We start from the raw sequence: 13,799 nt of genomic DNA on the forward strand, positions 1-13,799 counted from the left end.
GTAATTATTATCGTGCTGAATGAAGAATAGCCTGACGGGATCCTGCTGGCTATATCGTTGAAAACGAAAAGCCAGGTCACAACTCTTTTCTTGTTAGATTGCGTCCGCTAGTGGCGCATGTCAGGCTCGGAAAATGTCACTTTTACATAACATCCGCAGGTTGAATGAAACGCAGACTCTCTTTTCAGGTAAAGCTATTTTTAGCGCTGGTGTGCTTCTCCTGCCTGCTGTTAGTTCTGCTGGGAACGATCCTGTTTCATTTTATTGACCGGCAGCTCCATCACGATCTCGGCCAGCGCGCCCGGGTTCAGGCCAGCCAGATCGCGCTGATGCCGGGTCTGGCGGCCATGGTCGCGGCCAGAGATATCCCCGGCATCGCCCGGTTAATTCAGCCGCTGCGCGCCGAAAGCGATGCCAGCTATATTGTGATTGGCGATACGCAGGAGCAGCACCTCTATCATTCGGAATCCCCGGAGCGTATTAATTTACCGATGATCGGCGGGGATAACGCGGAGGTATTAAAGGGCAAAACTATTATTTCCGTGCGTCAGGGCGGTATTGGGGTTTCACTGCGCAGCAAAGCGCCGATCTTTAACGCGCAGCATAAGGTGATTGGTATTGTCTCGGTCGGCTATCTGACCTCCTATATTGCCAATATTAACGCCCGTATTCTCTGGCAGTCCGGGCTGTACGGCGCGGCTCTTCTGCTGCTGCTGTTTATGTTCTCCTGGCTGTTTACCCGCAATCTCAAAAAACAGATGTTCCGACTGGAGCCGAAAGATATCGCTCAGCTGGTTTTGCAGCAGCGCGCGCTATTAGAAGCCATGTATGAGGGGGTATTTGCCGTCAATGAAGAGAAGCAGCTGATTTTAATTAACCGCGCCGCACGAGAAATGCTGGATATTCGGCAAAGTGAGAAAGACCTTATCGGTAAACCGCTGGAAGACGTTCTGCAGACGTCGCCGGGCTTTTTATCCCAGCGCTACGCCTCGGTCAGCGCTGGCAGCCACGACCAGATTGCGGTGCTGAACCAGCGCGAGGTGATCGTCAACCGCGTGGCGATTGAGGTCGAACCGGGCGTTGAAAGCGGCTGGGTCTACAGCTTTCGCGACAAAAATGACATCAACACCCTCAGCAGCCAGCTCAGTCAGATCAAGCGCTATGCGGATAACCTGCGCATTATGCGCCACGAGCAGCTGAACTGGACCGCCACGCTGGTGGGCTTGCTGCAGATGAAACACTATGACGAGGCGATTCGCTACATTCAGGTGCAGTCCGAAGGTGCGCAGCGGGTGCTGGACTTTGTCTCCGCCCGTTTTTCCTCTCCCGCGCTGTGTGGTCTGCTGTTAGGAAAATACGTCAGCGCGCGCGAAAAAGGCATCGAGCTGCTGTTTGATCCCGCCTGCCAGCTCACCCGCATGCCCGCCACGCTCAACGAAACGGAGCTGATGTCGGTTATTGGAAATCTGCTGGACAACGCGGTGGACGCAACCCTTAAAGCACCGGTCCCCGCACCGGTAGAGCTTTACATTTCAGACCGTAACCAGGAGCTGCTGATCGAGGTGGCCGACAGGGGCTGCGGGGTGGAGGATGCGATGAAGCCGCATATTTTCCGCCAGGGATTCAGCAGCAAGCCGGACAGCGAAAACGACATTGTGGGCACCGAGCACGGTATTGGCCTGTATCTGGTGGCAGGATATATCGACAAGGCTGGCGGCACTATTGAGATTGCCGACAACACGCCACAAGGGACTATTTTTTCTGTGTTTATTCCGAATGGGCAAAAGCATGACCCGAGCACTTGATGTTGTGATCGTTGAAGATGAGCCGCACCTGGCGGAGCTGCATCGCGAGTATATCGAGCAAAATTTTCATTTGCGCGTGGTGGGCATCGCCGCGTCGATTGAGCAGGCATGCCGCCTGATTCGTCAGCATCAGCCGCGGCTTATCCTGCTGGACAACTATCTCCCGGACGGTAAAGGCGTGGAGCTCATCGATAATCCGCTGCTGAAAAGCTATGAGTGCTCGGTGATCTTCATCACTGCCGCCAGCGATATGCAGACCTGCAGCCACGCCATGCGCAGCGGCGCGTTTGACTACCTCATCAAGCCCGTCTTTTTCCAGCGCCTGCACGCCTCGCTGGAGCGTTTTATGCGCTTCATCCACACCGTGCAGCAGGTGAAGGTGGTCGACCAGCATGCGCTGGATCGCCTGTTTCATCTGCCTGCCGCGGAAGCCTCCGTTACGCCGTCCACAAAGGGCATTGAACCCCAGACGCTGGAGCGGATTAAACGCCTGTTCGCCGAGCATCCCGACAGCGCGATGTCGGTTGAAGAGGTGGTGGAAAACGTAGGGATCAGCAAAACCACGGGGCGCCGCTACCTTGAATACTGCGTGGAGAGCGGGTTAATCAGCGTCGAAATGCTGTATGGCAATATTGGTCATCCTCGCCGGTTATACCGCAAAGCCCCCGATAAACCGTAATCCAGAACCGTTCGTAAGCTAACGTTCGCGGATTTTATGGTGTTAATTGCTGAAACGACGGCGACAATCACACTTCGGAATCATTGCCCTCGCCTCCCTATTGTCGGAGGCGCGCTTTACGCTATGTTGACAATTAGTTCCTCAAATGTAACTAAAAGGTTAACTATAATGTCGAACACGTTCCGAATTTCTCTGCTTACCGCTACCGTACTGTTCTCTGCTTCTGCACTGTCTGCCCTGCCGCAGGGTTATCCTGCTGAGTATCAAAAAGTGGTTGATGCCGCCACGAAAGAGGGCAAGGTTGTTATTTACTCCACCACCGACATCAAAGCTGCCGGACCGCTGATCCAGGGCTTCGAAAAAACCTATCCAGGCATTAAAGTCGAATACAACGACATGAACAGCACCGAGCTGTACAACCGTTTCATCAGCGAACAGGCCTCCGGCGGCGTGAGCGGCGACGTGGTCTGGAGCTCCTCGATGGACACCGGCCTGAAGCTCGCCACCGACTACGCCATGGAGTATAAATCGCCGGAGCAAAGCCAGCTGCCGAAATGGGCGGTCTGGAAGGATAAGGCATACGGCACTACCTATGAGCCGGTGGTCTTTATCTACAACAAGCGTCTGATCCCGGCCGGCGACGTGCCGGACTCTCACGCCGCACTGGCGAAGCTGATTGCCAGCCAGACGGACAAATTCAAGAACAAAGTCACCACCTACGACATCGAAAAATCGGGTCTGGGCTTTATGCTTTCGGTGCAGGATCACAACGCCGATCCTAACTACTTCAAGACCCTGGCCGACGTCGCCAAAGGAGGCCTGTCGGTGCAGTCGTCTACCGGCACCATGATGGAGCGCGTCTCCTCCGGTGAAAACCTGATCGGCTTCAACATCCTCGGTTCCTACGCGGAAGCGCGCGCGAAGAACGATCCGTCGCTCGGCATTGCCTATCCAAAAGATTACACCCTGGTGCTGTCGCGCGTATCGTTCATCAGCCAGCAATCGCAAAACAGCAACGCCGCGAAGCTGTGGCTGGACTACGTGCTGTCTGAACAAGGGCAAAACATTCTGGCCAGTCAGGCGGACATCCCCTCCATTCGTAACGATATCGAAGGCAAGAATGATATCGACGGCCTGACCAAAATCCTCGGCAACGCGCTGAAGCCAATTCCGGTTGATGAAACGCTGCTGGAATACCTGCAGCCGAAAAAACGCCTGGAGTACATCAAAGAGTGGCGTACCGCCGCCGGTAAATAAGCGTCTGAGTGCGGCGCAGGCCGCCGCGCTCCCTTATCGACTGAGTTCGTTTTTCTGGGCTGCAACACCAGGGATACCCCATGAATACACTACGCAGAAAGTGGCAAAGCCTGCCGCGAGGCATCGTCGTGCTGATAACCGCCCTGGTTATCTACACGCCGCTGTCGTTTATCGTGATACAGAGCTTCCTGTCCGCCCCGTTCTTTTCGCCGTCAAAAGAGTGGAGCTTTGAATCATTTGAATTTATTTTCACCGACCCTGATTTTTATAAGGCCCTGAAAAGCGGCTTTATTCTTGCTTTCGGGCTAGTCTTTATCTCAATCCCGCTGGGCGGCGTGCTGGCGTTTCTGATGGTACGCACCGACCTGCCCGGTCGCCGGTTGATTGAGCCGCTGATCCTGGTCCCGATTTTCGTTTCACCGATGGTGCTGGGCTTTGGCTACGTGGTGGCTGCCGGTCCGGTGGGCTTTCTCTCCCAGTGGGCTCAGGCGCTGATTGGCTTTGTGCCGTGGAACATCTACGACATGTCGAGCATTGTGGTCATCGCCGGCCTGACGCACGTCCCGCACGCCTATCTGTATATCTCGTCAGCGCTGCGCAGCGTGGGCTCCGATGTGGAAGAAGCCGCGCGCACAGCGGGCGCGTCGCCCTGGCAGGTGATGACCTCCGTCAGCCTGCCGATGGTGCGCCCGTCCATTCTGTACGCCACCGTGCTGCTGTTCTTCCTCGGGCTGGAAGTGTTCGGCCTGATGCTGGTCCTCGGCGACCCGGAAGGCAACATGGTGCTGGCGACCTATCTCTATAAGCTGACGAACAAGATGGGCACCCCATCCTATAACCTGATGGCGGCGGTTGCCGTGGTGCTGATCTGCATCACCATCCCGCTGGTGATGCTCCAGCGTCGCCTGATGCGCACCGCCAACCGCTTCGTCACCATGAAGGGCAAGGCCTCGCAGGCCCGCGCGCTGCCGCTGGGTAAATGGCGCTGGGTGGCTGGCGCGGTGATTGCCTTCTGGCTCACCGTCACCATCGGCGTTCCGCTGCTCGGCGTGGTGCTGCGCGCGTTTATCTCAAACTGGGGCGTGGGCGTTTCGCTGTGGGACGAGCTTTCTCTGAACACCTTCCGCACCATCTGGGCGCAGCCCAACCTGCTGCGCGCCATCGTCAACTCCATGGCGATTGGCGTGATTGGCGGCGCGCTGGCCGTGGTGTGCTACCTGTTTGTCGGCATTGCCATGCACCGTAAGCCGGACAACACCACGCGTTTCCTGGACTACAGCGTGCTGGTGCCGCGCGCCGTGCCTGGCCTGCTGGCGGGTCTGGCGTTCCTGTGGGTGTTCCTGTTCCTGCCGATGTGGCTGGATAACTCGCTGAAATCCGGCTGGCTTTCCGGGTTTGCCTGGACCGACTGGATGCGTGAAAACGTCATCGTCTGGCTGCGTTCGCTGCGCAGCACCATTTTCAGCGTCTGGCTGGCCTATACCGTGGTGTGGATGGCTTACGGGCTGAGGCTTATCTCTTCCACTCTGCTGCAGGTGGGGCCGGAGCTTGAAGAAGCGGCGCGCAGCACCGGGGCGACGCGCGGGCAGATCACCCGCCACGTCACCATTCCGCTCTCCCGCTACGGTCTTATCGGTTCGTGGCTGCTGATGTTCCTGATCTTTGAGCGCGAATATTCAACGGGTGTGTACCTGCTTTCACCCGGCACGGAAACCATCGGCTCGATGCTGGTTTCCCTCTGGGCCGCGGGTGCCATTGATATCGTAGCGGCGCTCTCTTTCATTAACATCCTGCTGGTCGTGGTAGGTCTGGGCATTGCCCTTCGTTTCGGAGTGAAAATACATGATTGAATTAGCGGTTGACGATCTGCACTTAACCTACGGCGACAATCCTGTTTTAAAAGGTGTCTCCATGAACCTGAAGCGCGGCGAAGTGGTCTCCCTGTTAGGCCCCTCCGGCAGCGGCAAAACCACCCTGCTCCGCGCCGTCGCGGGTCTGGAAAAACCGACCCAGGGCTCGATTGTGATTGGCAACAATAAAGTTTACGACGGTACGCCGCGCAGCGAGGTCCCGGCGGAAGAGCGTAACCTGGGGCTGGTATTCCAGTCCTATGCCCTGTGGCCGCACAAAACCGTGTTTGAGAACGTGGCCTATCCGCTCAAGCTGCGCAAAGTCCCGGCCAAAGAGATCCAGCAGCGCGTGCAGGACGTGCTGGACCAGCTTGGCCTGGGCCATCTTGGCAAACGTCACCCGCACCAGCTCTCCGGTGGGCAACAGCAGCGCGTGGCGATCGGCCGTGCGCTGGTGTACAACCCGCCGGTAATTTTGCTGGACGAACCGCTTTCCAACCTCGACGCCAAGCTGCGCGAAGAGGCCCGCGTGTTCCTGCGCGAGCTGATTATCAAGCTCGGGCTATCGGCACTGATGGTGACGCACGACCAGAACGAAGCGATGTCCATATCCGACCGCATCCTGCTGCTCAACAACGGCAAAATTGAGCAACAGGGCACGCCGCAGGAGATGTACGGCTCGCCGAAAACGCTGTTTACCGCCGAGTTTATGGGTAGCAACAACCGCCTGCACGGCAAGGTCACCGAAGTGCGGGACGGCAAAGCGCGTATCGAAGGAAAAGGCTGGGTGCTGTGGGGTCAGGCCGGTGAAGGGGTGCAGAGCGGTGATGAAGCCACGGCGGTGATCCGCGTCGAGCGCGTGGCGGTAGTCGAGGGGCCAGGGGAAAATCAGCTTGAGCTGCCGCTGCTCACCAGCATGTATCTCGGCGACCGCTGGGAATACCTGTTCCGCACGGTGGGAGATGATTTTGTCATTCGTGCGTATGGGCATGAGGTTCGGGATCCGCAGCACTGCCATCTTTCGCTGCCTGAGAAGCATGTTTGGGTGTTCCCGAAAGGGTGAATTTAAGAGGAAAAGGCTGCGGGATGCGGCCTTTTTTGTTGGTGTATTATGAGTGCACGCAATCTATCTTATGTTAAATATCAATCACTTACATGGTATCTGCTAAAGGTGTAGACTAAATAAAGTGGGAATTTTTATTACACCAGCTTGAACTAAGCCCCCTACAGCTGTAATAAGTGTTAATATAACAATGGCTAGTGTCATGTGGGACATGCGCTGTTGTGTCGCAAGTTGTTGATCATAGCGAAGTTCTTCAATCTCATACTTTGAGAGAGCACTCACAGCCCTGCCTGTAACTATATATTTATTATCTTGCTTAATAAGGCATCCGACATCCACTAATGAGTCTAGAGTAAGAATTAGTTCTTTTTTGTATATATCTGCTTTGGGATGTCTTACCCACAAAATGGAATAAAGTTGATTCAATATATCACTATCACTTGATCCATTATAACTATGGCCACTATTTATATAAATATTTGTAATGGTTTTCAAAACTTTTATTCTATCATTCACTACTAATTCTTTCTTGTAAAATTTATTACGCTCTCTGCTTCTATAAAAATGGTTGAGTTTTATTCTAAGACGTCCGTACTTTGTTATCTCACTCAATCTTAACTCATTAATTGAATTATACTTTATTTCATCAACACCATAATAATGAATGATTTCAGGCGTAAGAGAGGCTATTTCTTTATAGGATAGATTACATTCTTCATAGAATCGGCGTTTATCAATATTCCATTTGAGTGCTTTAACATGCTGGTTTTCAATACGATCTATAAGATATTTGTACTCACCTCCGTCTAATAAATAGATGACAAAAGTGTCAACTTTTTTAGCATCTTCTCCCGTTCTAATGATAGGACCTTCAATGCGTTTACTGAGCATTCTAGGAAGATATTCCTTCCAGATATTGATGTTTCTATTACTAAACATTTTAGTATTATCATCCTTAAACATTATTTAAATTTGGATATATCTTATCAATCTCTACGTAATAGTCACCCTCTTCGGAGGCTATTCTCCCTTTATCCTCAATCAGCTGGCAAAAGTTAATATCATTTTTCAGCATAAGATATAGGTCTCGCCCACTGACACAGATCACACTCTTCCCTTTTCCCCATGCATTCAACCCATCCCTTGTAAATCCTGTCCAACTGACAAACATCCCTCTTGTCCATCTTGGTTTTTGATCTATTTTACCTTGAAAAGCATGAAGATCTCTGTTTCCCGTTTTTACGCCGTGCCATTTGGCTTCAACAAGGTACGTATTGTGATTAAGCTGGAAACTACCATCAATTTGCTCTCCATTAAGTTTAAAAGGTTTTCTGGGGGACAAATTGAAAGTCTTGAAGAGTTCATTGAGCCACACTTCAAAACCATATCCTCTTTCTTGAGGTCCTTTGATCTTAAGAGCGTCAAGGTCGTCTAGCAAATGTTGAGTATTAATTCTATTTAGATTTTCCGTTGTTTTATCTGTAATAGATTTTATTTCTTCAAATTTTAATGTGAAGTTTTTAAAAATTGCTTCATCTTGAGGTGTTATAGGAAAGTCGCTCAATGTTTTTCTGTAATTCCAAAGTATACTCACTACAATGAGAACACTTTCTTGTTTGTTTTTTTTAAAAAAACTCAGAAGTCTTTTTAACTTTGATTTACCCTCATCTTTGTAAATTGAATTTTCTATATTAATATTCAATTCTGACTCAAAGAACTCTCTCATTGTTTTATCACTAAAGTTTAGAACATATCCTGGCTTTAATGGGTTCTCAAATAATGTTTTCAAATTTTTCAAATCTATAGGTGTCAAAATCATAAAGTGTACCATCATTAATATGGAAAAATGGGGACAACTGTAATCCAATGTTTAGACAATTTCACTAATCCTTTCAACTTATTCCATGTTTTTGCACATAATCACTGATGTTCAGACCGGACTTGCGAATATCGTCCGAAACCTTGCGGTACTGATCTTTCCACTCTCCTGGCATGTCCCGGAGAGCCGCTATCTTACAGGCCACACTGTAGGGGGTACGCCCCAGCTTTTCGGCCAGCCAGAACAGATGAACGCCCACCGCTTCGTCTGGTACGGATTCGAGGGCATCAAGCAGCATCGTCCCCTCTTCTTCCCGCCAGGGTTCGCCGGCATGCGGAAAACGTGGGTCGGGCACACGTTCCTGTTTCTCTTCCTTTGGTTTCGACGCTGCCGGAACGTTGGACTTCTTCATACTGACGCGCGCTTTCATGGCACCGATGGCGGCGACGGCCCGGACCAAATCCTCGCGCTCCTGGCGCGTCAGCAGGCTGTCCTCACAAATCAGGACATTCAGATTATCGATCAGCGTATTCAGCTTGGGTTCTGTTAATTTCATTCTTCTGTTCTCATTCCTTGTTTGTGGTGGCCGTCAGTTCCAGCTCTCATTCACCTGGATGGTGACCGGCAGGCCAGCATCAAAACAGGTCTGATACCAGCTGGCCACCTGCAGGGGATCGCCCTCTTTTATCCAGCGTATGCCTCCGGCATCCGTCAGCTGCAGACAGGTGGTACCGTCCAGACGGATCACGTAGGCCGCTTCCCTGATGGTGTAATGGCCGTCATCCAGCTGCAGCTCCACCGCGTCACCGGCAGCCGTCTGGCGTAACGGCAGATGCCGGACGTCTGTCAGACGTTGTCGTGCCGTTTCAGCCTCGCGTGCTGCCTGGAAGAGCGGTTCTGCAATGCCGCGACCGTCCTGCGTCAGCTCGACGGCCAGCTGCAGGTTCGGGGCGCGCAGGGTGCGCAGCCAGCCTGCGGCTTCCATGCGCCGGCAGGAGGCGCGCAGGTTCGGCCCGTACACCGGGGCGTCACCGCCCTGCTCCAGCACCCGCTCAATATCTCTTGTCGCCACCGGCCCCGGACGTTTCGCACCGAGGGCGGCCAGCACAATCAGCACCCGCCGCTGCAGCGGTGACGGGCGTCGGCTTTTTACCGTTCCATTCATTCTTTCATTCCGGCTACACGTTCCTGAAAACGACGGAGGTCAGCCTGTACCGGGCTGAAGTCGGATGCCCCTGCTTTAGCAAGCTCAGACCACAGAAATATGACAGCCTCCACACTGGAAATTTTCGCTGCCGTCGTCTGATCCTGGCGCTTTTTGATAGCTTCAATGACCTCTGTTGTTGTCGCGGCCAACTGTTCATAGCTGAGTGAAAAATTCACTTCTTTCTCATCCATCCTGCACGCTCCGTCTGATACTGTCCTGTCAGGTAAAAAATCATACTTATAATGATTTTATTCTGAACTGGTAAATATCATATTAGATATGTTTTTTTAATTAATGATAAATATCACATTAAGTATGATTTAGTGCGTGTGATTTAATTATCATATCCTTGGCCGGTTTCCCGCCGCGCAGATCCGGTTTCTGGCTGAACCGGAAGACTGGGCAGCTATCTCGGTTGTCCTGCAGTTATATGGTTGTCGTATGAATGCGCGAAAAGGCCGCGCCGGCGGTCACTAGGGGGAGGCGCTGATCGCGCAGCTGCTGCAGGACAAAGTACTGAATTTTAGCGGCCAAACGGTGGAATAAAAATGACCGGGCGACACGGTATAACGGCACTTTTACTGTACTAACAAAAGGAATAACAAATGATTCAGATTATTGAATTACACGGCGGGACGATTACTCCTGATCCATTCGAATACAGGATTTTATTTCAGGGCAAATATTTTGCAGCAGTATGGATTTATGTATAGTCAGGCATGTGGAAAGACGATTATGTTTGATGCTTGTTTTTAACCGGTTTCCGTCAGTGGTTGGTTTCATCTGGCGGAGATAGGAGAAGTTGGCCGACGATCGACGACGTTTGACGACAATCGACGATGTTCGGCGAATATTTCCGGGTGGGTGTGTTCACTCATTCTGGATAAAAATTTTAACGCATACAGCAAAAGTACTGAATTTTAGCGGCCAAACGGTTACATAAAAATGTCCGGGCGACACGGTATAACGGCACTTTTACTGTACTGACTGCCTTGCTTCTTTTACCGGCAGCACTGGCCGAAAAAACCTTAGCATCTGCCTGCACACCGGCTTTTATTCACCGGACTTAATTTCCCGGATACTCTTCAAATCAAGGCGGTTTGCACTCCAGACACCGCTTCCGGTCGCCGCGCCGGTGTCCTTTCTGAAGCGCAGGCCGCACTCACTGACCCACTGGGTGTCCGTTTCCCGCAGCCTGACCTCGCGGGGCCGGTAGCATTCTGTAATGATCCCCCACGTGCGTCATTGGCCGCCGTTTTTTCTGCCCGGTGACCTGAGTGGCCGTATCTGACGCACCGGCAACTGTTCCGGCGCGGTACTGAGGAGGGATCTCCGTGGAGACCAGCAGAGGCATACTGTCAGGTGCCCTGCCCTGTCCTGACGCAGCGAGCAGATCGTCCGCCACCTCCTTCAGACTATACGCCAGGGAGCCCGTGAGGGCACGGGCTAAAAAATGGACGGCAGGAAAGGATTCAGTCAAGACTGCACAGATGCTGGCGCAGCGAGGCGCGAAGCTGATCGTCGATACGCGCGCGGATATACTCCGGATGAAACTCACGGCGCAGGAACAGGTGTGTCTGCAGGCCATTCTGAAGGTTGAGTTTCCGGGTCAGTCGTCCGATTCGCTGGTAAAACTTTTTGTTCGGGATGCCAATAAACCGGGCTGCTTCGTGTATTGAATCCCGCAGCAGCAGGCTGTAGACGGTGGTTTTGTCCTGGTGCGAGTAGGCCTCCAGGCTCAGGTGGGCCAGCAGTAGATCCATCGCCAGATCGTAGCTGACGCCGGGGCAGTGGCGAAGCTTTTCAACGTAGCTCAGCAGTGGCTGTTTGCTCTCCAGCGAGACAAGCGGCTGCAGCGTACGGGAATGCATCCCCCCATCCCCTATAAACAGAAAGCGGACGGCGTCGCGATGCTGCCTGACGCACTGCAGCGTCGCCCGCAGTGAGGTAAAGCTGCTGAGATCGATGATGCAAGTGTCCGGGCCGGGACGCTGGCAGGACAGCAGATAGTCCAGTGCACAGCGCATATAATAATTACGGGTTTCAATGCGGTAGCTCACAGTCGTGCTCCATCGGAACGGGAAGCAGCGTGCAGGCCGCTTCCCGTTGTCTGTAGGGGATCAGAAACTGATACGGATACCGGCCATGCCCTGCACCGGTTCTTCCACGTAGCTGCCCTGCCGATAGTTCAGCTCGCCGTACAGCGTCACATCTTTTGCCGGGCTTATGGTGATCCCCGCGCCGTACCTACCGGACGTGCCGTTCTGGTTGTTTTTGAAACGGTTCACATCGTTAATCACCGTCTCATTGGAATGGGCCAGCTCCTGCTCGACGCTGAGGCTCAGGTACGGATGCAGCGAGGTGTTGCCCAGCGATAACTCGGTGGCCACGCGGCTGCCTGCTTCGGCAGTCAGGGAGCGGGCTTTCCCGGTTTTTGCGGTCATTCCGTTGTTCAGCTTTACGTTCGCGTCATTGATGATCGTGCCGGTCATGCGGGCAAACGGCGTCACGCTCAGGCTGTCCGTCGGGATGAAGGTCTGGCCGACTTCCAGCGCCGCGCTAAAGCCGTACTGGTTCCATTTGCCGCTGGTCATGTTGCCGTTGGTCATGCGGGCGCTGAGCTGGCTCTCCAGACGGTTAGCCTTCAGGGTGCCATCAAGATAGAAACCGCTGTTGTCATACCAGGTGGCGTACGCGCCAAGGCCGTAGCTGTCGACCGAGCTGGTGCCGCCGCGGGCATGTTTCACGTTGTTGCTTGTCAGGGTTACAAAGCCGCCGGTTACAAGCTGACTGTTACCCAGGTCCGTGACCACGTCACCACCGAGCTCCATGCCGTTCTGGTACAGTTTGTAGGCTGCGCCGTTGCTGGTTTCCGCCGCGCTCTTTTTGCCCAGGTAGTGACCCCAGACGCTACCCTCGCCATGCTGGCGGTCGCTACTCTGGCTCTGGCGGGCGGCACGAAGACCGTCCATTTCACCACGCATGATATTGAGGCCGGCACTGGCCAGGCTCAGCACCGCATCGGTGGACGGAGTGGTTACCAGACTGCCGCCACCGTTCCCGCCGCCGTTGCCATTGTCACCGTCGTTCCCGCCGCCGTTGCCATTGTCACCGTCGTTCCCGCCGCCGTTGCCATTGTCACCGTCGTTCCCGCCGCCGTTGCCATTGTCACCGCCGTTCCCGCCGCTGTTGCCGTTGTCGCCGTCGCTTCCGCCACTGTTGCCATTGTCACCGCCGTTCCCGCCGCTGTTGCCGTTGTCACCGCCGTTCCCGCCGCTGTTGCCGTTGTCACCGCCGTTCCCGCTGCTGTTGCCATTGTCACCGCCGTTTTCATCTTCGGTCATGGCGCCGAGGTACCAGACGTTGCCGTCCATGCCATCCTTGCCGGTTTCCTGCTTCAGGACATACATGTAGGCACCGCCATCGATGGCACGGGTGCTGGCACCACGGGTGGACTGCAGGGAGAATTCAAGATCGCCGCCCTGATCGTTAATGAGATTCAGAGTCAGATCGGTGTGATCGGTGATTTCTTTCCCGGAATCCTGAACGATAACGCCAAAGTTGCCGCTGCCCTGACCGATGGTGACGAAGTTACCCGTTTTATCGGCCAGCGAGGTTTCAAACCAGATATTGCCTTTCCCGTTTAGTTCACCGATGTTCAGCTGCGCATAGCCATAGGTGTAGCCTGAATTAAACCGTACAAGCCCGTCGTTCATCGTGAGCGTGTCCACCTGGGCACTTGGGTGACCTGTCGAGCTGTCAGATAAGGCGGCTACATTCAGCGTGCCCCCGTTCAGAGTGACGTCTTCTGCCACAGCGTTGGTATAGATAACCAGATTGGCCCCGCTATTCACTTTGGTATACCCTTCGGCCCGCGCCCCGCCAAACAGCAGAGACTGACCGCCATCGAGCGTCGTGTCGATAATGGTGCCATAAACTGTCTGCAGGCCTTCTGTCAGGGTGGTGTTCTTCGCCGTGCCGCCGAGGTAAATACGCTGCGTCCCTCCTTCAATAACCGTATTTTCGGCAGTCGCGCCAGCGTTAACTGACTGTGAACCACCACCCTTCACGAGTGCGTCTTCGGCTCTCCCCCCCGCTAAGATATTCTGAGAACCACCA

The 13,799-nt window shown here is 53.7% G+C and carries 12 protein-coding genes; 5 read left to right on the plus strand and 7 right to left on the minus strand.

Annotation, left to right across the window (positions count from 1 at the left end; translation table 11 throughout):
• Positions 1–164: 164 nt before the first annotated feature.
• From LRM19_RS15095 to LRM19_RS15115, 5 genes are all read left to right on the plus strand, one after another.
• On the plus strand, positions 165–1,805 hold the full coding sequence (locus tag LRM19_RS15095; protein WP_271369247.1) for an ATP-binding protein: 1,641 nt from the start codon (positions 165–167) through the stop codon (positions 1,803–1,805).
• Entirely contained in the window at positions 1,789–2,484 is a 696-nt protein-coding gene (locus tag LRM19_RS15100) for a response regulator (RefSeq protein WP_032638033.1), read from the plus strand. Before LRM19_RS15095 ends, LRM19_RS15100 begins: the two co-directional genes overlap by 17 nt.
• Before the next feature lie 168 nt (positions 2,485–2,652).
• Entirely contained in the window at positions 2,653–3,741 is a 1,089-nt protein-coding gene (locus LRM19_RS15105) for an ABC transporter substrate-binding protein (protein WP_271369248.1), read from the plus strand.
• Between the two features lie 80 nt (positions 3,742–3,821).
• Positions 3,822–5,591 (plus strand): ABC transporter permease, encoded by a 1,770-nt coding sequence (locus tag LRM19_RS15110; protein WP_023333293.1) that lies wholly within the window; start codon positions 3,822–3,824, stop codon positions 5,589–5,591.
• Positions 5,584–6,654: an ABC transporter ATP-binding protein gene (locus LRM19_RS15115; protein ID WP_248207285.1), complete on the plus strand. Its 1,071-nt coding sequence runs from the start codon at positions 5,584–5,586 to the stop codon at positions 6,652–6,654. The genes LRM19_RS15110 and LRM19_RS15115 overlap by 8 nt, the downstream gene beginning before the upstream one ends.
• Before the next feature lie 102 nt (positions 6,655–6,756).
• Here LRM19_RS15115 and LRM19_RS15120 read toward each other — a convergent pair whose 3' ends face one another.
• The 7 genes from LRM19_RS15120 to LRM19_RS15150 form a co-directional block, all read right to left on the minus strand.
• Positions 6,757–7,545, minus strand: coding sequence for a hypothetical protein (locus tag LRM19_RS15120; protein ID WP_271369249.1), 789 nt, complete (start codon positions 7,543–7,545; stop codon positions 6,757–6,759).
• Between the two features lie 64 nt (positions 7,546–7,609).
• Positions 7,610–8,473, minus strand: a complete 864-nt coding sequence (locus tag LRM19_RS15125; protein WP_271369250.1) for a restriction endonuclease — start codon at positions 8,471–8,473, stop codon at positions 7,610–7,612.
• Between the two features lie 73 nt (positions 8,474–8,546).
• The gene (locus LRM19_RS15130; RefSeq protein WP_271369251.1) at positions 8,547–9,029 is read right to left on the minus strand and encodes a DNA-binding protein; all 483 of its coding nucleotides are present in this window, start codon (positions 9,027–9,029) and stop codon (positions 8,547–8,549) included.
• A 33-nt stretch (positions 9,030–9,062) separates the two neighbouring features.
• Entirely contained in the window at positions 9,063–9,638 is a 576-nt protein-coding gene (locus LRM19_RS15135) for a hypothetical protein (protein ID WP_271369252.1), read from the minus strand.
• A complete protein-coding gene (locus LRM19_RS15140; RefSeq protein ID WP_060415434.1) occupies positions 9,635–9,871 on the minus strand; it encodes a hypothetical protein in 237 nt (78 codons plus the stop codon). Before LRM19_RS15140 ends, LRM19_RS15135 begins: the two co-directional genes overlap by 4 nt.
• Positions 9,872–11,152: 1,281 nt before the next feature.
• Positions 11,153–11,740 (minus strand): hypothetical protein, encoded by a 588-nt coding sequence (locus LRM19_RS15145; RefSeq protein ID WP_271369253.1) that lies wholly within the window; start codon positions 11,738–11,740, stop codon positions 11,153–11,155.
• A 60-nt stretch (positions 11,741–11,800) separates the two neighbouring features.
• Positions 11,801–13,799 (minus strand): autotransporter outer membrane beta-barrel domain-containing protein (locus tag LRM19_RS15150; RefSeq protein WP_271369254.1); only part of this gene is annotated, 1,999 nt, incomplete at its 5' end.

Origin of the sequence: Enterobacter sp. PI-10 (assembly GCF_027947695.1) — a bacterium.
Classification (GTDB): domain Bacteria; phylum Pseudomonadota; class Gammaproteobacteria; order Enterobacterales; family Enterobacteriaceae; genus Enterobacter; species Enterobacter vonholyi.

Bases quoted from the DNA above. Each gene is read 5' to 3' on its own strand.
- LRM19_RS15095 (WP_271369247.1), top strand. From the start codon at position 165: ATGAAACGCAGACTCTCTTTTCAGGTAAAGCTATTTTTAGCGCTGGTG.
- LRM19_RS15100 (WP_032638033.1), top strand. From the start codon at position 1,789: ATGACCCGAGCACTTGATGTTGTGATCGTTGAAGATGAGCCGCACCTG.
- LRM19_RS15105 (WP_271369248.1), top strand. From the start codon at position 2,653: ATGTCGAACACGTTCCGAATTTCTCTGCTTACCGCTACCGTACTGTTC.
- LRM19_RS15110 (WP_023333293.1), top strand. From the start codon at position 3,822: ATGAATACACTACGCAGAAAGTGGCAAAGCCTGCCGCGAGGCATCGTC.
- LRM19_RS15115 (WP_248207285.1), top strand. From the start codon at position 5,584: ATGATTGAATTAGCGGTTGACGATCTGCACTTAACCTACGGCGACAAT.
- LRM19_RS15120 (WP_271369249.1), bottom strand. From the start codon at position 7,545: ATGCTCAGTAAACGCATTGAAGGTCCTATCATTAGAACGGGAGAAGAT.
- LRM19_RS15125 (WP_271369250.1), bottom strand. From the start codon at position 8,473: ATGATTTTGACACCTATAGATTTGAAAAATTTGAAAACATTATTTGAG.
- LRM19_RS15130 (WP_271369251.1), bottom strand. From the start codon at position 9,029: ATGAAATTAACAGAACCCAAGCTGAATACGCTGATCGATAATCTGAAT.
- LRM19_RS15135 (WP_271369252.1), bottom strand. From the start codon at position 9,638: ATGAATGGAACGGTAAAAAGCCGACGCCCGTCACCGCTGCAGCGGCGG.
- LRM19_RS15140 (WP_060415434.1), bottom strand. From the start codon at position 9,871: ATGGATGAGAAAGAAGTGAATTTTTCACTCAGCTATGAACAGTTGGCC.